Origin of the sequence: Kribbella kalugense (genome assembly GCF_004365875.1) — a bacterium.
Classification (GTDB): domain Bacteria; phylum Actinomycetota; class Actinomycetes; order Propionibacteriales; family Kribbellaceae; genus Kribbella; species Kribbella kalugense.
In genome coordinates, this window is sequence record NZ_SODF01000002.1 from 1661318 (window position 1) to 1679133 (window position 17816).

Sequence of the window (17816 nt, forward strand, 5' to 3'; positions counted from 1 at the left end):
GCTGCGATGCATCAAGCTGGGTGAGGGGGACGCCATGAAGCGATGGGTGACAGCTTTGGCCGGGGGTGCGGCGCTTGCCGCGGCCGGGGTAGTACCGACGAACGCACAAGCAGCCGGGAGCACCGCAGCAGCGGTCTGCAATATCCAGCTGGGATCGGTGACGGCGACCGGTCTGCAGACGAGTCGGACGGTGATCGCGAACATCCCGCCGACGGTTGAGCCGTACGCCCAGGGCCTCGCGGTCTTCCAGCCCGGGCAGGTCCGGCTCAGCTCGCGGCTGACGTCTGAGCCAGGGCCTGGAGGCGACGACCGCTTCGCGTACGTCGTCATCGGCGACGGGCTCTACTACAGCGGCTACCGCACCACCATGACCGGCGGCCTCGACCCTGAGAACCCGCCGGGACTCGGCCGGATCGGCGGCGGCTGGACCAACTTCACCGCGATCGAGCTCGCCGACTACGCAAGCTACCCGGACGGCCGAATCAGCCGCACCGCGTTCTACGGACTGCGCAACGACGGCGTCCTGTTCCGCTGGAATGTGGTGAACCGCGGCCTGCGGGCCAGCGGCTCGTACCTGGGCTTCGCGTCGGTCAAGTCGATGGCGCTGATCGCGAAGACGCCGACGTACGACACCTTCCTGGCCAACACCCGCGGCGGTGCGCTGTACACGATCCGGATTCCCTCGGCATCGCCGATGAAGCCGATCGTGACACCGGTCCGAACGCGTACCTGGCAGGGGTTCGAGACGCTGTCGGCGATGGCGTGCGGCAAGAACGGCACGCTGCTGATGGGGATCGACAAGGACACCAAGACCGCCAACCTGTACGCCGTCGGTCACGCGAACGGTCTGTCCACGGTGATCCAGTCCCGGGGCGTAGTCCCCGGAACGTTCGACGACCCGGTCTACTTCCGCTGGGCGCCGATCTCGCTCTTCGACGTCGCCAACGGCGACTGATCGACGGGACCGAGCTGGCCGACAGCTTCCCGGGGCCGAGGCGAAGCGGCGTGGGTGGGAGCTGGTCCAGGTCGTCCCGGATCTGAGCCAAATCAAGCCGGACGACCCGGTTACGGTCGCGACGCTGAACGACGTACCGCAGGCTGATCTGCTGGTTGTGAGTGGAGCCGAGGATTGGCCGGCCGATGTGGCTGCGGCGGTCGGCCCGATCGGGGGCTCGGCCCGTCGGCTGTACGCCGCTTGGAACACGACCATTCAGACCACGAGGTGCAACTTGACCGCGGCGACTCCGATCTCGATCCGCTGACCCCAGCTGATGCTCAAGGTGTCGGATTCCATCCCGTCGCCGAACACGACCAGGTCGGACTCGGCCGTGATCGTCAACGAGTCCGGTGCCTTGAGCAACCCTTCGGTGTTGGCGGTACCGGTCGCCGGCGACGGCCAGGCCTCGCGGACGAACCAGCACAGCATCGGATCGATCGGCGACGGCAGAGCGAGCGGACTCCGTCGTTCCTGCCAGGCCGATCGGCACCAGCCGGTCGATCCGGTGCCGGTGCCGACCAGGATCCCGGACGACGACTGCCGCTCGGGTAGGCCGTCGGGCGAACTGAGTCGGTAGCGCGCGGACTGGTGCGTGCGGTGGCCGACGTACACCTCGTTCAAGGCGATCAGTTGCTGTCCGTCATCGGTGCTCGCGGCAACCATCGTCCGCTCGGTCGTCTGCCGGGTGACTAGCAGGTCGGTGATCGCGGCGGGCTCGTGCGGTACGAGTACGCCGGGGTTGCGGGCCGGCTCGGGGTTGATCCCGATGACAGGCTGACCGTCGAGGTACTTCGCCACGTTCGCGACCAGACCGTCCTGGCCGACCGCGATCACCACGTCCTCCGGCCCGAACCCGAACCGATCCAGGTCGTTGCGCTCAGCAACAGCACGACGCCAGTCCAGCGGAATAGCCGCCGACACCGTGGCCAGCGCGTCCTGTTGCGCCTGGTGCCGCGCATCCAACTCAGCCAGATCCCGCCCCCGCCCAGCCAAAAAGAACCCAGCCTGCTGCCGAGTCCCATGCCTCGCGACAAGCTCGGTCAGCTCGGTCGCCCGATGCACAACCACCGCCCGAGGAGGCAGACTCATCGTGTCTCCGCCAACTTCGCGAGCAGTGGGGTGATGAGGTCCGGCGTGAGGTTCAGGGTGCCGATGTCCGGTAGGGCTCCCTGCTTGATGGCCAGGGCGAGGATGGTTGCCTGGTCCAGCTCGGCGTACGCCTCCATCATCGCCTGCTCGGCGGCCGCCTCCGCCGCACCGATGACCCGCTTGGCATCCGCTTCCGCCTCGGCCAGCGCCCGCTGCCGCCCAGCAGCGGCCTGCGTCTCGATCTGACCGGCCGCGGCGGCCTCGGTCGCGCGCATCCGTTCGTTCTGACCGCGCTGGTTGACCAGCTGCTCCTCGCGCCGTGCGAGCTCGATCTGGTTCTGCAGTTCGTTCTCGGCAATCGACCGCTCCCGCTCGACCGCCATCGCCCTCCGCTCGTACGTCGCCTTGTCCGCAGCCTGCTGCACCATCTCCCGAGTAGGCGTCTGCAGCGCCTTCTCGACATCCCGCTCGGCCCGGACCGCCACCACGCGAACGTCCTCAACCCCGATGCCGATCCCGGTCAGCCGCTGGTCCTCACGCAGCCCGGTGCCGACCGCCGCACGCAACGCGGCCATGCCTTCCGAGAGCGCCTCGGTGAGCGACATCCTGGCGAGCAGGTCGAGCGCGGTCTGCTGTGCCAGCTCGGTCAGCAGTCCGCCGAGCTGCTCGAGCGGAGTCGACCGCCAGAGCCCGGTGTTCGGGTCGATGCCGAAGTCCAGCCGACCAGCCGCCAGCGCCGGGTCGATCACCCGGTACGTCACCGTCGCCTGTACGACGACGTCCTGGAAGTCCTGCGTACGACCATGGAACAGCAGCGGCTGCTCGCGGTCGTCGATCGGGATCTCGCTCAGCGACGAATTCAGCGCCCGGAACCAGAACGCCTGGCCAGCGCCGTCGTGCGCGACCTTGCCGTTGCGCAGGTGCCGCACGTGGGTGGTGGGGTTGGCCCGCAGGTGACTGATGAAGCGGAACCGGGTGATGTCTGCCATCTCGTACTCTCCTTGTCGTCACTATGACGATAAGACCTGAGATGACTTTTCGTCAAGGTGACGATTAAGGTAGGCGTCATGGACTTCGAACCACTCGGGCTGGCGACTGACCTGGTCATCCTGACCGTCCGCGACGGTCGCCTCCAGGTGCTGCTGATCCGCCGCGGCATCGCGCCGTACCAGGGTCGCTGGGCGCTGCCCGGCGGATTCGTCCGACCCGACGAGGACCTGGAGACGACCGCGCGCCGCGAACTCGCGGAGGAGACCGGCCTGTCCTCGGACCGCATCCACCTCGAACAGGTCGCGACGTACGGCGCCCCCGACCGCGACCCCCGCGGCCGAGTCGTCAGCGTCGCCTACCTGGCCCTGGTCCCCGACCTCCCCGCCCCCACCGCCGGCTCCGACGCCGCCTCAGCCCACTGGATCAACACCACCGACGTCGATGCCGGAAGCTTGGCGTTCGACCATCAGCGGATCCTTGCCGACGCTGTGGAGCGGGCTCGCGCCAAGCTCGAGTACTCACCGCTGGCCACGGCCTTCTGCCCGCCGGAGTTCACCATCTCCGAACTCCGCGGCGTGTACGAAGCGGTCTGGGGCACCCCGCTCGACCCGCGCAACTTCCACCGCAAGGTCACCAAAACCACCAACTTCGTCGAGCCCGTAGGCAGCACGACAACCCGAGACGGCGGCCGCCCCGCCCAACTCTTCCACCGCGGCACCGCCACAACCCTCCACCCCCCAATGACCCGCGGCTGAGTAATGGTGCAGGTCGACAGGAGGTGTCGGGCATTGCGGCTGCCTCGACCGGCGATCCAGGCGTGCAGGGCAATGTACGTAGAGGGATACGTCCTGTTCTCCTGCACGCCGTCCCCGATCGATCGCCTGGGAATCCGGCGCAGAGCTCACCGCTCAATCAGTAGTCGACTGCGTCCTCTTCGCCGTCACCCAACCCCGCGACTGCTTCATCCGTGGGTTCTGCTTCGAATAGCTAGTTCTTCGGCGGTTATTAGGTTGGTGTGGGTGCCGGGGGAGCCGCAGGCCCAGGTGCCGGCGATGGTGCCGGCTTGGGCGGCGTCGGACCAGGGGGCGCCGTCCAGGTAGCGGGCCAGGAAGGCGGCGACGTAGGCGTCGCCGGCGCCGTTGGTGTCGACGACGGGGCGGTCGGGGAACGCGATCGCCGGGAAGTGCCGGACCGGTTCGCCGCGGACGTGTAGGTAGCTGCCGTCCGCGCCGGCCATCGCGACCACGACCTCGGCGCGGCCGTTGGCCAGGATCCAGTCGACGCCGTCCGGCGGGAGGGCGCTGGCCGAGACGAAGACGATGTCCGAGGCGGTCGCGAAGTCCTTGTGGTGGTCGTTGCGGCCGTCCCAGTCGTGCAGGTCGGTGGAGATCGAGCGGTCGGCGGCGATCGCGTCGCCGAGGGCGTCGCGGGCGAAGTCCATGATCGAGACGTGGACGTGGGCGGCCTGCCGGATCACCGGTCGCCACAGGTTCGGGTCGACGCGGAGTCCGGCCGGGTGCCGCGCGTCGTACAGCGAGAGGCGGCGGCCGTCCGGGCTGACCAGGTTCACCGACCGCCGGGTGCCGCTCGGGTGCAGCGTGACGCGCAGCGGGATCCCCAGTTGCTGGTACGTACGGCGGATGCGAGCGCCCTCGGGGTCGTCGCCGATCACGTCCACCAGACCGGCGTTCAGCCCGAGCAGGTGGCAGCCGAGCGCGACACCGTGCCCGGTGTGCGCCAAGTACGACTCGATCGGGTCGACCGCGATCGAGTCGACGTCCCCCAACGGCAGGCTTGGCACCCGCACGATTGTGTCGATCCCTACTCCGCCAATGACCAGCACATCCAACTCCACGGGTCCCGTCATACCCGACTTTCGGCAGGGATCACAGGTGTCTTTCGCAAGCTGAACAGACCCATTGCGGGCAGGCACAGTCGAACCATGCTCACCCGACGCGTTCTGCTCGCCTCAACCGGCGCGGCGCTGGTCGCTCCGCTCACACAATCCGCCTGGGCCACTACGCGGAGTACTCCAATCCCGCTCCGCTTCCCGCGACCCACCGGACCGTTTCCGGTCGGCACAACCGAGCTGCATCTCGTCGACCAGGATCGCGACGACCCGTACGTTCCCGGGCGGCCGCGTGAGCTGATGATCAGCGTCTGGTACCCGGCGAGTCGGCCCGCCGAGCCTGCGCCGTACCTGCCGCCGCTGACCGCCCAGGTGTACGCCGAGGGTGCCGCAATCGCGCTCGAACAGCCGCTCGGGACCATCGACTGGGCCGGCGCCAAGAGCCACGCGGGCCTGCTGGCGCCCGTCAGCCCAGGTCGTCGGCCGGTCGTGATCTTCTCGCCGGGGTTCGGCGTACCGCGTGGGCTCGCCTCGATCGGTGTCGCCGAGCTCGCGAGTCGCGGGTACGTCGTGGTGACGGTCGACCACACCTACGAGGTCGCGGGCGTCGAGTTCCCCGGCGGCCGGCTCGAAGTACAGACGCTGCCGACCACGCCGTACGCACTCCTCGCGCGGTCTGCCCGGTTCGCCGACATCCGGTTCGTCCTCGACAGCATCACCCGCCTCGCCCGCGGCGAGAACCCCGACGCCGAGCAGCGACAGCTCCCAGCCGGACTCAGAGGCCTCTTCGACCTCACGCGGATCGGCGCGTACGGCCACTCGGCCGGCGGACTCAGCTCGATCGACCTCCTGGTCGACGACCACCGGATCCGCGCCGCGATCGACCTGGACGGCGAACTCGGCTACGGGTACGACGACCCCTCCGACTGCCCGACCGTCGCACAAGGCACCGACCGGCCGTTCCTGCTGATGGGCTCCGGCAACATCGGCCCCGGCCCGCACGACCACCGCACCGACCCGTCGTGGGGCCTCTTCTGGGACCACTCGTCAGGCTGGAAGCGCGACCTGAACTTCCCGAACGGCCGCCACTACAGCTTCATCGACCACCAGGCGCTGATCCCATGGTTCCAGCGCTTCATCACCGTCCCGCCGGAGCTGATCGAGAACACCGTCGGTACGGCGGACGCAGGCGACGTACTCCGCGCCCTCCGCACCTACATCCCGGCGTTCTTCGACCAGCACCTCCGCCACCGCGCGCACGACTGGAACCACGCGCTACCGGAGACCAAGTTCATTGCTTGATCGGGGCGCCGGTCTTCTCCTGGAGTTCGTCGAAGGTAACCCCGTCGGCCAGCTCGACCAGCTGCAGGCCGTCGTCGGTGATGTCGAGAACCGCAAGGTCGGTGATGATCCGGTTGACCACGCCGCGACCGGTGTACGGCAGATCGCACTCCTCGAGGATCTTGTGGGAGCCGTCCTTGGCGACGTGCTCCATCAGCACGATCACCTTCTTGGCGCCGTGGACCAGGTCCATCGCGCCGCCCATGCCCTTGACCATCTTGCCGGGGATCATCCAGTTCGACAGATCACCCTTGGCCGACACCTGCATGGCACCGAGGATGGCCGCGTCGATCGCGCCGCCGCGGATCATCCCGAACGACAGCGCGGAGTCGAAGAACGAGGCTCCGGGCAGGGTGGTGACGGTTTCCTTGCCGGCGTTGATCAGGTCCGGGTCCTCCTCGCCGGCGATCGGGTACGGCCCGACGCCGAGGATGCCGTTCTCGGACTGCAGGACGACGGTGACGCCGTCGGGGATGTAGTTCGGCACCAGGGTCGGCAGGCCGATGCCGAGGTTCACGTACGAGCCGTCCTCGAGCTCGGAGGCCGCGCGGGCGGCCATCTGCTCACGGGTGAGTGGCATCTCAGGCCTCCGTTTTCTGGACGGTGAGTTTCTCGATCCGCTTCTCGATGTCCTTGCCGACGGCAACGACACGCTGGACGTAGACGCCGGGCAGGTGGATCTCGTCCGGGTCCAGCTCACCAGGCTGGACCAACTCCTCCACCGAGGCGATCGTGACCCGGCCGGCCATCGCGGCCAGCGGGTTGAAGTTTCGCGCGCTGCGGTCGAAGACCAGGTTTCCGTGGGTGTCGCCCTTGAGTGCGTGCACCAGACCGAAGTCGGTGGTGATCGACTCCTCCAGCACGTACTTCGTGCCGTTGATCTCGCGGGTCTCCTTGGCGTCGGAGGCCTTCGCGACCGTGCCGTCGGCGTGGTACTTCTGCGGCAGCCCGCCATCGGCCACCTGCGTGCCGACACCGGCCAACGTGTAGAACGCCGCGATCCCGCAGCCACCGGCCCGCAGCTTCTCGGCCAGCGTGCCCTGCGGAGTCAGCTCGACCTCCAGCTCCCCGGACAGGAACTGACGGGCGAACTCCTTGTTCTCCCCGACGTACGACGAAGTCATCTTGGCGATCCGCTTGTCCGCGAGCAGGATCCCCAGTCCCCAGTCATCGACACCGCAGTTGTTCGACACCACGCTCAGCCCGCTCACGCCCTTGTCGTGCAGAGCGCTGATCAGCTGCATCGGATTGCCGCACAACCCGAAACCCCCGACGGCGAGACTCGCCCCGTCCCCGATGTCCGCCACCGCTTCTCGCGGCGACCCATAAGTCTTGTCCATCAGCTGCTCCGTTGCAGTCGGTCCCGATTAGCTCCCGACTCTAACCAGCCCCGCCCCGCACCGCGATGTGGCTACCACCACAACCGACCCGGGGGATAACCCCCGGTGAGCTAGGCGGAGGCCTCGGAGGCGTTCAGCACCGACAACTCGTGCAGGGCCTCTTGGTGGGCGATGTCCAGGTGCGGGATGGCCAGTACGGCGGACAAGTGGGCGCGGGCGGCTGGGAGGTTGCCCGAGACGCGAGCCGTGCGTGCCAGTCCGACCCGTGCCGCGGCAACGGTCTCCACGAGGTCGGCGTGCTCACCGATGGACAGCGCCCGGCTGAAGTCGGCGTGGGCGTCCTCCAGCTTCCCCAGCCGCCGGTAGAGCTCGGCGCGCTCGCACAGCAGCAGTCCGGTCTCCTCCGCGAGGCACAGGTGCTCAGCGAGCTCCAGCGCCTCCGTGGTGACGTCCAGCGGCTCGTCGACGACGTGACGGAGCGCGTTCAGGGCCAGGAACATGCCCCACCGGTCCTCGAGCATCCGGAACCGGCCCAGCGCCGTACGTAGGGCCTGTGCCGCGTCACCCGGTGTAGCCCTGGTCAGAGCCGGGTAGCCCCGGCACAGCTCGACGGCGGCACGTGTCCACGCGTCACCGCTCTCGTTCCGCTCCAGCACGTCCTCGACCACGTCGGCCGGCTCGAACGGTCCGAACACCAACGACCACAGCAGCACAGTCACGGAGTACCGGAATGGTCCTGTCGTCGTCAGCACGACCTGCTGGGCCAGCTCCACCTGCTCCTGCTCGGCCGACGCGGCGCCGTGGATGACGGCGAGCAGGTACTCCTCGTCCAGCCCGACCGGGACGGTCCGGCCGAGCATGCTGAGCACCCGCTCGGCCGCCGCCGCTGCCTCGTCCTGAAGCCCGTGCGACCACCAGTACGCCGAGTAACGCGCAACGAGCCGGAGGGCGGTCCGCAGGTCGCTCTCACACGCGCGTTCGATCGCGCTGACGACCTGGTCCGCCTCCAGACTGTGTGGATCGCCGGAGCCCCCCAAGTTCACGTACCTGATTGTCTCGCGCCCGTGTTAACGCCGCGTCACGGGGTCAGAAACGAAGGATGCCCCAGCGGTCCGGGAGGTGCATGTCTTCGATGCCCTGCGGGGACCAGACCCAGAACTCGAGCTGCTCGCCCTTCACGTACGCGCCGTCGACCACTTCGTGCGGCCACTCGCAGCGCATCAGGTTCATCCGCCACTCGTCACCCGCGTTGGGCGGCGTAGCCCGACCCTTGTTGTACGACGCTAGGTCGGCCCACGGTACGGCGAGCTCGACCGTCCACGCGGTGTCCGTGTCGGACGGGTCGTTGACCGTACCGTCGACGTGCAGCGCGGTCCGCAGACCGGGCAGGTTCGTCGGGTCGATCGGGACGCCGCCGTCGACGTATGGCTTCGGCAGCGTGAGCTCCCAGATCGTGCCGAGCGGGTTGATCTCGAACTCGTAGTAGTTCAGCCCGTCGCCGTCCGGGTCCAGGAACAGCTCGAAGTTGTTCTCGTGGAAGAGCTTGCTGTTCTTCTCGGTCATCGTCGACCAGACGTGCGGCTCCTCGAGCAGGCCGCCGACGTACAGGTACTGGTCGTCGTACATCAGCTTGGCCCGGGTCCGGAACCGCGGCGCCGGGCCGTCGTGGATCGGGACGAAGTCGGTGGTCCAGGGCACGTCGGCCCAGGCGGGATCGGTCAGGGTGCCGTCGAGGTTCGGCGTGGTGGCGGTCCGCGGGCACTCGTAGACGGGCAGGTCAGACATCGGCACGCTCCAGCAGTCGGGCGACGAGATTGGCGAGCAGGAAGGTGATGGCGGTCAGCGCCGGTACGACGGCGAGGATCCAGGGCGAGTCGAAGTGGCCGGTCAGGAACGCGACCACCAGCGCGACCATGAAGGCGACCCCGAGGAACGGGATCAGGCGCGGATGCGGCATCGCGAGCCGGCTGAGCGCGAGGCCGCCGAGCACCATCGTGACGACCACGATCAGCACCAGCAGCGGTAGCCCGAGGGCACCGCAGTTCGTGGTGTCGCGGAACCGGTCGCAGCTACGTTCACTCAGCCACACCAGCGCGATGGTCGCGAACCCGCAGAGCAGACCGACGACCGCCAGGATCAGCCACGGCGGCAGCGGCGGGGCGTCGTACCGTCCCGCGCGCTCCTGGTCTTCGTCCTCGTCGGCTGCGTCCAGAACGGCTTCCAGATCGTCTGGCATCCGGTCGTCGTCGTTCTGACTCATTCCCGAAGGCTATCTGTTGGCTGCTTCGTAGAGGACGTCGTACAGGACATGACGGTCGAGGAGGTTGCCCTGGGGCTGGAGCCAGGCGGTGAGGTCGGCGGCCGCGGATTGTCCGGCCAGGCAGGTGACGGCCACGTCGGCGGACCCGGCCGTGACGATGCCGCCTTGACCGTCGACCGGCGGTAGTACGACGAGGAAGCCCTGGACCGTGGCGGCTTCCAGGAAGTTCTGCCAGGCGGTGATCGCGGTGCTCAGGGCGGGACTGCCACCGAAGGGCTGTCCGTCGCGTAGGAGTGAGCCGTAGCCGTCGATCGAGTACGTGCCGGGCGGGCCGACGATCGACGCGACCACGGCGACCCGGGAGCCCGCGATCAGCAGGTGATCGATGGTGACGCCGCCGATCCGCGGATTGTGGACCAGTTTCGCGGCCGGCAGCACCGACAGCACACCCTCGAGGATGCGTCCGGTCCGGCGGGTCCGCAGTACGTCCGAAGGCGCGAGCGGCGGCGTCCGCCCGTCGTTGATCAGCGGCTCACCCGGCCGGCCCCAGACGTTGGAGTCGTACGCGGCCTGCTTGTCGATCGCCTGGTCCAGTTCGCGCGCGACCGACCAGCGCCAGGTCGTCAGCCGGACCAGCACGAAGCCGCCGATCGCGACATACAGCACGACCCGCGCGGCGGTGTTCAGCTCCGAGTTGCCGAGCACGAGCGCCGCGACGAACGCGATCGCGACCAGTACCCCGACCCGGCTCAACAGCCGGCCGAACGGTACGCGTGCACGCCAAGGTCGCGGCAGGCCGGCGACGCCCAGGCAGAGCAAGGGGATGCCGTAGAGAAGGTTCTTCGGACTCGTGACGGCGACCGCCAGCACGGGGCCGATGACCACGATCAGCCACGCGACGAGCAGCACGAGCGAGACCACTCGCCACCGCCCGAACCGCGGTACGACGCGCACCGGTCCTTGCGGCTCACTCGGGGCCGGACCAGTCGGTGGAGGATCGGTCCGAGGCGCGTCGGCGCGCGGCGGAGGGTCTCGGGGCGGTGGGTCCCGCGGCGGCGGATCGCGAGGCGGAGGGTCCTGGCGCGGCGGCGTGTACGTCGTGTTCCCGCCGTACCCGGGATCCGGCCGCGGCGGCGTGGTCCGGGTCTGCCCGGCGAGCTCCCGGTCGTACGCGGTGCGCTTCGCCGGATCGCCCAGCGTCGTCCACGCCTCCTGCACGAGCCGGAACAGCGCAGCGTTGCCGCCCTGGTCCGGATGCACCTGGCGGACCAGCTTCCGGTAGGCGCTCTTGATCTCGGCGGTCGTCGCCGTCCGATCGACGTTCAGCACCTCGTAGTGGTTGGAACCGCTCACGCCCCAGCACCTCCGCGACGACTCATAACGCACTCAGGGCCAGCCACCGAAGTGACTGGCCCTGAGTGTTGGTCGGGCTGACAGGATTTGAACCTGCGACCTCTTCGTCCCGAACGAAGCGCGCTACCAAGCTGCGCCACAGCCCGAGGTCGCGAGTAGCTTACATGGGCTCAGCGTCCGGACGAAATCGGATTGATCCGTGGGACGAGGGTGAGCAAAGTCGCCTCCGGCCGGCAGGCGAACCGGACCGGCGCGTACGGCGACGTGCCGAGGCCGGCCGACACGTGCAGGGCGGCCTGACGGCCGTCGTACCCCCAGGTGGACAGGCCTTTCACCCGCGACGTGTCCAGGTCGCAATTGGTCACGAGCGCGCCGTAGAACGGCACCGCCAGCTGACCGCCGTGCGTGTGACCGGCCAGGACCAGGGGATAGCCGTCGCCGACGAACCCGTTCAGGACCCGTTGGTACGGCGCGTGCGTGACGCCGATCGACAGGTCCGCCGTCGGGTCCACCTCGCCCGCAACCTCGTCGTACCGGTCGCGCTTGATGTGCGGGTCGTCGGTGCCGGCGAAGTCGAGGTGCAGGCCGTTGACCTTGAGGGTGGCCTTGGCGTTGTTCAGGTCGGTCCAGCCCGCCCCGGTGAACGCGCGGCGCATCTCCTCGTACGGCAGGTCGGGACCGTGCGGCTTGTGACGCTGCTTGTGGGCGGGCAGCAGGTACTTGCCCGGGTTCTTGAAGTGCGGCTTCCAGTAGTCGTTGGAGCCGAACACGAACACACCCGGCAGATCCAGCAGATCGCCGTACGCACGGAGCAGCGGGCGAACCGAGTCCTCGTGGGAGAGGTTGTCGCCGGTGTTGACGATCATGTCGGGCTCGAGCGCGGCAAGATCGTTGACCCAGCGGATCTTCTTCTCCTGGGTGGGCCACAGGTGCAGGTCGGACAGGTGCAGCACCTTCAGCGGCGCGGTCCCCTCCGGCAGCACCGGCACCGTGACTCTGCGCAGTGTGAACCAGCGCACCTCGATCGCGGCCGAGTAGGCGACGCAGGCAGCACCTACGGCACCCACGACGCCCGTAGTCTTCAGGGCGGTCCTGGCGATACTCATTTCACCAGCCTGCCACAATCATGGTCATGTCCAACTCCGGAATGAAGCAGCGCCTGCACGACGACATGACCGCCGCCCTGAAGGCGCGCGACGAGATTCGCAAGTCGACCCTGCGGATGGCGCTCACCGCGGTCACGAAGGCGGAGGTGGCCGGCAAGGAGGCCCGCGAGCTCAGCGACACCGAGATCATCGACGTCCTCGGCTCCGAGGCGAAGAAGCGCCGCGAGTCGGTCGTCGCGTACCGCGAGGCCGGCCGCGCCGAGCTCGCCGACAAGGAACAGGCCGAGGCGGACATCCTGGCCGAGTACCTGCCCGAGCAGCTCACCGAGGACGAGATCAAGGCCCTCGTCACCGAGACCATCGCCGCCACCGGCGCGGCCGAGCTCGGCCCCCGCGGCATCGGCAAGGTGATGGGCGCCCTCCAGCCCAAGGTCAAGGGCAAGGCCGACGGCGGCATCGTCTCCGCCGAAGTGAAACGCCAGCTAGGCGCCTGAAAAACAAGTGCCCTCGTCCGCTTGGACGAGGGCACTTTCGTTTGTCAGCCGTGGCCGCGTCCGCCGCAGTTGGGGTACTTCGGGTTCCAGGGCGGGCAGTTCGGGTTGATCGTCGTACCCCCGCCCGGCGGTTTGGTCGTGTTCTGCGGAGGCTTCGGCGTGTTCGGCTGACCCTTCTTGCTGCCGTTGGAGACGTAGATCGTCACCAGTGAGCCGTCAGGCGCGCCGTCGCGTTGCCGCGGGTCGGTATAGGCGACGGTACCGGCGGTCTCCTCGGAGTTCACCGTGCCGGAGGCGACCGTGACGTCGAAGCCGGCCTGGCGGAGCTTGTTGGCGGCGTCGTCGGGGTTCATGCCGTTGACGAACGGGAGACTCTTCACGTCGCCGCGCTGGATCTTGTCCGACGGCGCGACGAAGTGCGTGGTCGGGTAGCCCTGCAGAGCGGCCTTCATCGCGGCCTCCCAGATCGGACCGGCGGTGCCTGAACCCGTCGGGTCGTTGATCCCGTGGCCGTTCAGGGTCTGACCCTGCAGCGGCCTGTAGGGCAGCGATGCGTCGGCCACCGTGGCGGCCGCGGCGAGCCTGGTCGAGTAGCCGGCGTACCAGACTGCCTTGGCCTCGTTGATCGTTCCGGTCTTGCCGGCGAGGTCGCTCTTGCCGAACTTCAGCTTGCCGCCGGTGCCGGCCGGCTCCATCACCTGGTGCAGAACCGCGTTGACGCCGTCGGCGACTTCCTGCGACAGCGCCTGCTTGCAGTCCGCCCCGGGGATGCTGACCGACTTGCCTGCCGAGTCCTTGACCGAGGTGACCACCCACGGCTTGCAGTACATGCCGCGTGCGGCGAAGGCGGCGTACGCGCCGGCCAGCTGCAGCGGCGTGACCAGGTCCACGCCCAGCGTCATCGACGGGACCTGCTGAAGCGGCTGGAGCGACTGGGCGTTGTACATCCCCAGGGAGGACGCGATCTTGGCGATCGGGCACAGGCCTACCCGCTGCGAGAGCTGCAGGAAGTAGGTGTTGGTCGACTTCTGCGCCGCCTGGATCATCGTCGGGTCCGCGACGTTCTTGGTCGAGTTCTGCGGGTCGTAAGGGCTGATGATCTTGTAGGGCCCGTTACAGGTGCTGAAGGTCTGGCCGGTCAGGTGCAGCGGGCTGGGCGAGTTGATCTTGTAGGTGAGCGGGATGCCCTTCTGGATCGCGGCCGCGATCGTGAACGCCTTCATCGTCGAGCCGTTCTGGAACCCGCCGTACCCGCCCGCGTAGGTCTTCGGGGCGTTGTAGTTGTACGCCGTTTGCCCGCGCTTGCTGCCGTACTTCCGGCTCTGCGCCATCGCCTTCACCAGGCCGGTCCCGGGCTCGACGATCGTGATCGCCGCGATCGCCTGGTCGGTAGCCTTCGCGTGCGTGTCGATCGAGCGCTGCGCGTCGGCCTGGATCTTCGGGTCGAGCGACGTCCTGATCGTCAGGCCGGCGGTCTTCAGGTAGTTGGCGCGGTCGGTCTTCGTCTTCCCGAACGCCGCGTTGTTCTCGAGCTCGGAAACGACGTACTCGCAGTAGAACGGGTACGGGCCGTTGCCGCAGCCGAGCTTGTTGGAGCGAACCTTGTTGGGGTCGATGACCGGGGTCTTCAGCGCCGAGTTGGCCTGCGCCACCGAGATGACGTGCAGCTCGAGCATCCGCTTGATCACCACGTCGCGACGTTCCTTGGCGCGGTTGGCGTTGTTCGTCGGGTCGTAGCCGGTCGGGTTCTTCACCAGGCCGGCCAGCATCGCGGCCTGCGGGAGGGTGAGCTGGGAGGCGTTCACCGAGAAGTAGTGCTGGGCCGCGGCCTGGATGCCCCAAGCGCCGTCACCGAAGTTGGCGAGGTTGAGGTACTTCTCCAGGATCTCGTTCTTCGAGTACTGCTTCTCGACCGCGATCGCGTACCGCAGCTCGGCGACCTTGCGCTGGTAGGAGTCGGCGGTCGCATCGGCAACCTCCTGGGGCGTTTTCGCCTTCTCGACCAGGCTGATCTTCACGTACTGCTGGGTGATGCTCGAACCGCCCTGCTGCACCGTGCCGGCGGACTGGTTCTGCAGCAGCGCGCGCAGCGTGCCCTTGAGGTCCAGCGCGCCATGCTCGTAGAACCGGTCGTCCTCGATCGCGACGATCGCCTTCTGCATGATCGGCGCGACCGCGCTGAGCTTGACCGGCACCCGGTTCTGCTCGGCCAGCGTGGCGATCACCGAACCGTCCGCGGCCAGGATGGTGCTCTTCTGCTTGAGCGGCACCTCGTCGAACTGCTGCGGCAGGGACTGAAGAGTGTCGGAGGTCTTCTCTGTGGTGAACCCGGCGAGGCCGGCGAACGGGATGGCCAAACCAGCGGCCAACGCCCCCGACAGCACGCTCACCCCTAGAAACAGAACTACCGATTGGACGACTCCCCGGTCGCCCTTCTCCCTGACGCGCATGGTTATAGAGACTACGGGATCGGGCGTTTGGGTTACCGCCTCGACTATGAGGTCCATCACACCTGCTGGACAAGTTCATCCGAAAGGACGAGAGGGCCCGAGCAGATCGCTCGGGCCCTCTTGTTGTACGACGGTTTTACGACGGTCAGGCGGCGTACTGGCGTGCGTCCACCTGGGCCGGCACGAGTGCCAGCTCCAGCACCTCACGGACGTCGCTCACCGGGTGAACGGTCAGCTCCGCGAGCACGGACGCCGGCACATCTTCCAGGTCAGGCTCGTTCCGCTTCGGGATCAGGATCGTGGTCAGCCCGGCCCGGTGGGCGGCGAGCAGCTTCTGCTTCACCCCACCGATCGGGAGGACCCGTCCGGTCAGCGACACCTCACCGGTCATCGCGACCTCCGAACGGACCGGCCGTCCGGACAGCAGCGACGCCAGTGCCGTCGTCATCGTCACACCCGCCGACGGTCCATCCTTCGGGACCGCACCGGCCGGTACGTGGATGTGGGTGTTCCGTTCGGCGAGATCGCCGACCGGCAGACCCAGCTCCGCACCGTGCGACCGCAGGTACGACAGGGCGATCTGCGCCGACTCCTTCATCACGTCACCCAGCTGCCCGGTCAACGTGACTCCGGTCGGACCGGTCTCCTTGTCGGCCAGCGACGCCTCGATGAAGAGCACGTCACCACCCGCACCGGTGACCGCCAGTCCGGTCGCCACACCCGGAAGCGCCGTACGCTCGGCCGACTCCGGAGTGAACTTCGGCGAACCCAGGTACCCCTTCAGGTCCCCGGCGTCGATCGACAGGCTGCCAACGTCTTCGCCCAGTGCGAGCTTCGACGTCACCTTCCGCAGTACGCGGGAGATCGACCGCTCGAGCTGCCGTACGCCGGCCTCTCGCGTGTACTCGCCGGCCAGCAACCGCAGCGCCGAGTCGTCGATGGCCACCTCGTCCGCCGTCAGGCCGGCCCGCTCCAGCTGACGCGGGAGCAGGTGGTCACGGGCGATGACGACCTTCTCGTCCTCGGTGTACCCGTCCAGCTGCACCAGTTCCATCCGGTCCAGCAACGGCGCCGGGATGGAGTCCAGTACGTTCGCCGTGGCCAGGAAGACCACGTCGGACAGGTCCAGCTCGACCTCCAGGTAGTGGTCCCGGAAGGTGTGGTTCTGCGCCGGGTCCAGGACCTCCAGCAGAGCGGCTGTCGGGTCGCCCCGGTAGTCCGCACCCACCTTGTCGATCTCGTCCAGCAGTACGACGGGGTTCATCGAACCCGCCTCGGTGATCGCCCGGACGATCCGGCCCGGCAGCGCACCGACGTACGTACGCCGGTGACCGCGGATCTCGGCCTCGTCCCGAACACCACCCAGCGCGACCCGGACGAACTTCCGTCCCATCGCACGCGCCACGGACTCACCCAGCGAGGTCTTACCCACACCAGGAGGACCGACCAGAGCCAGTACAGCGCCACTGCGACGCCCACCGACCACGCCGAGACCACGGTCCGCGCGGCGACGCCGTACGGCCAGGTACTCGGTGATGCGCTCCTTCACGTCATCCAGTCCGGAGTGGTCCGCGTCCAGCACGGCCCGCGCCTCACGGATGTCGTAGCTGTCCTCGCTCCGCTCGTTCCACGGCAGCTCGAGAACGGTGTCCAGCCAGGTCCGGATCCAGCCGACCTCGGGGGACTGCTCGGAGGTCCGCTCCAGCTTGTCGACCTCGGTCAGCGCGGCCTTGCGGACGTGCTCCGGCAGATCGGCCGCCTCGACGCGAGCCCGGTAGTCCTCTTCCTCGGACTCGGCCTTGCCGTCCAGCTCGGCCAGCTCCTTGCGGATGGCGGCCATCTGCTGGCGCAGCAGGAACTCGCGCTGCTGCTTCTCCATGCCCTCCTGGACGTCCTTCTGGATCGTCTCGGAGACCTCGAGCTCGGCCAGGTGGTCCTTCACCCAGCCGATCAGCTTCTCCAGCCGCTCGGACACGTTCGCGTTCTCGACCAGCCAGGACTTCTGCTCGTTGGTCAGGTACGACGCGTAGCCGGCCAGGTCGGACAGCTCGGAGGGGTCATCCACCTGCTTGATGGAGTCGATCACCTGGTACGCGCCGCGACGCTGCAGCACGGAGGTGGTCAGAGTCTTGTACTCGCGGGCCAGCTCGGCAGAACGGCCGTCGGTGATCTCGTGCATCACCGTCGCGCCCACCCACAGGGCAGCACCCGGACCGGTGGTCCCGGCGCCGATGCGGACCCGCTGGGTCCCGCGGATCACAGCCGCCTGGGCGCCGCCCGGCAGCCGGCCGATCTGCTCGATCTCACCGAGCGTTCCGGCCTTGGCATATTTTCCGTCCAGCCGCGGGACCAGGAGGACCTGGTCCTGACCTGCTGCCTGCGCGGCGTCGATGGCCGCCCGGGCCTCGCTGTCAGCGAGCCGGACCGGCACGACCATCCCGGGCAGGACCACAACGTCGTCCAGCGGCAGAACAGGAAGATTCAACGTATCGGTCACGCTGTCACACCCTTATCCAAAGATTGAGTCTGACAGGCTCAACCATTGGC

16 protein-coding genes and 1 tRNA gene are annotated in these 17816 nt (G+C 68.2%); 4 read left to right on the forward strand and 13 right to left on the reverse strand.

Features of this window, described 5'->3' with window-relative positions; genetic code table 11:
• Positions 1–34 precede the first annotated feature (34 nt).
• Complete coding sequence (locus tag EV650_RS25900) at positions 35–955, forward strand: hypothetical protein (protein WP_134121599.1); 921 nt, start codon at positions 35–37, stop codon at positions 953–955.
• A gap of 255 nt (positions 956–1210) precedes the next feature.
• Here the strand turns inward: EV650_RS25900 and EV650_RS25905 are convergent, their stop codons facing one another.
• Both EV650_RS25905 and EV650_RS25910 read right to left on the reverse strand, forming a co-directional pair.
• A complete protein-coding gene (locus EV650_RS25905) occupies positions 1211–2086 on the reverse strand; it encodes a diacylglycerol kinase catalytic domain-containing protein (RefSeq protein ID WP_134121600.1) in 876 nt (291 codons plus the stop codon).
• On the reverse strand, positions 2083–3075 hold the full coding sequence (locus EV650_RS25910) for an SPFH domain-containing protein (RefSeq protein ID WP_134121601.1): 993 nt from the start codon (positions 3073–3075) through the stop codon (positions 2083–2085). The genes EV650_RS25905 and EV650_RS25910 overlap by 4 nt, the downstream gene beginning before the upstream one ends.
• A gap of 78 nt (positions 3076–3153) precedes the next feature.
• On the opposite strand from EV650_RS25910, the gene EV650_RS25915 reads away from it, so the two are divergent.
• Positions 3154–3831 (forward strand): NUDIX hydrolase, encoded by a 678-nt coding sequence (locus EV650_RS25915; protein ID WP_134121602.1) that lies wholly within the window; start codon positions 3154–3156, stop codon positions 3829–3831.
• 206 nt (positions 3832–4037) lie between these two features.
• On the opposite strand, the gene EV650_RS25925 is transcribed toward EV650_RS25915, so the two are convergent.
• On the reverse strand, positions 4038–4943 hold the full coding sequence (locus EV650_RS25925) for a carbohydrate kinase family protein (protein WP_166678272.1): 906 nt from the start codon (positions 4941–4943) through the stop codon (positions 4038–4040).
• A 75-nt stretch (positions 4944–5018) separates the two neighbouring features.
• Between EV650_RS25925 and EV650_RS25930 the strand changes: the two genes are divergently transcribed.
• A complete protein-coding gene (locus EV650_RS25930; protein ID WP_134121603.1) occupies positions 5019–6227 on the forward strand; it encodes an alpha/beta hydrolase family protein in 1209 nt (402 codons plus the stop codon).
• On the opposite strand, the gene EV650_RS25935 is transcribed toward EV650_RS25930, so the two are convergent.
• From EV650_RS25935 to EV650_RS25970, 8 genes are all read right to left on the reverse strand, one after another.
• Positions 6217–6846 (reverse strand): CoA transferase subunit B, encoded by a 630-nt coding sequence (locus tag EV650_RS25935; protein WP_134121604.1) that lies wholly within the window; start codon positions 6844–6846, stop codon positions 6217–6219. The two genes, EV650_RS25930 and EV650_RS25935, sit on opposite strands and share 11 nt — an antisense overlap.
• A 1-nt stretch (position 6847) precedes the next feature.
• A complete protein-coding gene (locus tag EV650_RS25940; protein ID WP_134121605.1) occupies positions 6848–7606 on the reverse strand; it encodes a CoA transferase subunit A in 759 nt (252 codons plus the stop codon).
• A gap of 110 nt (positions 7607–7716) precedes the next feature.
• Positions 7717–8649 carry a tetratricopeptide repeat protein gene (locus EV650_RS25945; protein ID WP_134121606.1) on the reverse strand — a complete coding sequence of 311 codons (933 nt, stop codon included), beginning with the start codon at positions 8647–8649 and terminating at the stop codon, positions 7717–7719.
• Positions 8650–8692: 43 nt separating this feature from the next.
• On the reverse strand, positions 8693–9391 hold the full coding sequence (locus tag EV650_RS25950) for a carbohydrate-binding family 9-like protein (protein WP_134121607.1): 699 nt from the start codon (positions 9389–9391) through the stop codon (positions 8693–8695).
• A complete protein-coding gene (locus EV650_RS25955) occupies positions 9384–9866 on the reverse strand; it encodes a hypothetical protein (protein WP_134121608.1) in 483 nt (160 codons plus the stop codon). Before EV650_RS25955 ends, EV650_RS25950 begins: the two co-directional genes overlap by 8 nt.
• A 9-nt stretch (positions 9867–9875) precedes the next feature.
• Entirely contained in the window at positions 9876–11219 is a 1344-nt protein-coding gene (locus tag EV650_RS40730) for a J domain-containing protein (RefSeq protein WP_202874909.1), read from the reverse strand.
• 69 nt (positions 11220–11288) lie between these two features.
• A tRNA-Pro gene (locus tag EV650_RS25965) sits at positions 11289–11365 on the reverse strand.
• A 24-nt stretch (positions 11366–11389) separates the two neighbouring features.
• Positions 11390–12325 carry a metallophosphoesterase gene (locus tag EV650_RS25970; protein ID WP_134121609.1) on the reverse strand — a complete coding sequence of 312 codons (936 nt, stop codon included), beginning with the start codon at positions 12323–12325 and terminating at the stop codon, positions 11390–11392.
• A 26-nt stretch (positions 12326–12351) separates the two neighbouring features.
• On the opposite strand from EV650_RS25970, the gene EV650_RS25975 reads away from it, so the two are divergent.
• The gene (locus EV650_RS25975; RefSeq protein WP_134121610.1) at positions 12352–12819 is read left to right on the forward strand and encodes a GatB/YqeY domain-containing protein; all 468 of its coding nucleotides are present in this window, start codon (positions 12352–12354) and stop codon (positions 12817–12819) included.
• 44 nt (positions 12820–12863) lie between these two features.
• Here EV650_RS25975 and EV650_RS25980 read toward each other — a convergent pair whose 3' ends face one another.
• Both EV650_RS25980 and lon read right to left on the reverse strand, forming a co-directional pair.
• Positions 12864–15209, reverse strand: coding sequence for a penicillin-binding protein (locus EV650_RS25980; protein WP_238174453.1), 2346 nt, complete (start codon positions 15207–15209; stop codon positions 12864–12866).
• A 205-nt stretch (positions 15210–15414) separates the two neighbouring features.
• Positions 15415–17766: an endopeptidase La gene (gene lon, locus EV650_RS25985; RefSeq protein ID WP_134121612.1), complete on the reverse strand. Its 2352-nt coding sequence runs from the start codon at positions 17764–17766 to the stop codon at positions 15415–15417.
• Positions 17767–17816 lie beyond the last annotated feature (50 nt).

Excerpts from the sequence above, each read along its gene's own strand:
- EV650_RS25915 (WP_134121602.1), top strand. The coding sequence starts at position 3,154 with ATGGACTTCGAACCACTCGGGCTGGCGACTGACCTGGTCATCCTGACC.
- EV650_RS25905 (WP_134121600.1), bottom strand. The coding sequence starts at position 2,086 with ATGAGTCTGCCTCCTCGGGCGGTGGTTGTGCATCGGGCGACCGAGCTG.
- EV650_RS25910 (WP_134121601.1), bottom strand. The coding sequence starts at position 3,075 with ATGGCAGACATCACCCGGTTCCGCTTCATCAGTCACCTGCGGGCCAAC.
- EV650_RS25970 (WP_134121609.1), bottom strand. The coding sequence starts at position 12,325 with ATGAGTATCGCCAGGACCGCCCTGAAGACTACGGGCGTCGTGGGTGCC.
- EV650_RS25975 (WP_134121610.1), top strand. The coding sequence starts at position 12,352 with ATGTCCAACTCCGGAATGAAGCAGCGCCTGCACGACGACATGACCGCC.
- EV650_RS25940 (WP_134121605.1), bottom strand. The coding sequence starts at position 7,606 with ATGGACAAGACTTATGGGTCGCCGCGAGAAGCGGTGGCGGACATCGGG.
- EV650_RS25950 (WP_134121607.1), bottom strand. The coding sequence starts at position 9,391 with ATGTCTGACCTGCCCGTCTACGAGTGCCCGCGGACCGCCACCACGCCG.
- EV650_RS25930 (WP_134121603.1), top strand. The coding sequence starts at position 5,019 with ATGCTCACCCGACGCGTTCTGCTCGCCTCAACCGGCGCGGCGCTGGTC.
- EV650_RS25935 (WP_134121604.1), bottom strand. The coding sequence starts at position 6,846 with ATGCCACTCACCCGTGAGCAGATGGCCGCCCGCGCGGCCTCCGAGCTC.
- EV650_RS25955 (WP_134121608.1), bottom strand. The coding sequence starts at position 9,866 with ATGAGTCAGAACGACGACGACCGGATGCCAGACGATCTGGAAGCCGTT.
- EV650_RS25925 (WP_166678272.1), bottom strand. The coding sequence starts at position 4,943 with ATGACGGGACCCGTGGAGTTGGATGTGCTGGTCATTGGCGGAGTAGGG.
- EV650_RS25900 (WP_134121599.1), top strand. The coding sequence starts at position 35 with ATGAAGCGATGGGTGACAGCTTTGGCCGGGGGTGCGGCGCTTGCCGCG.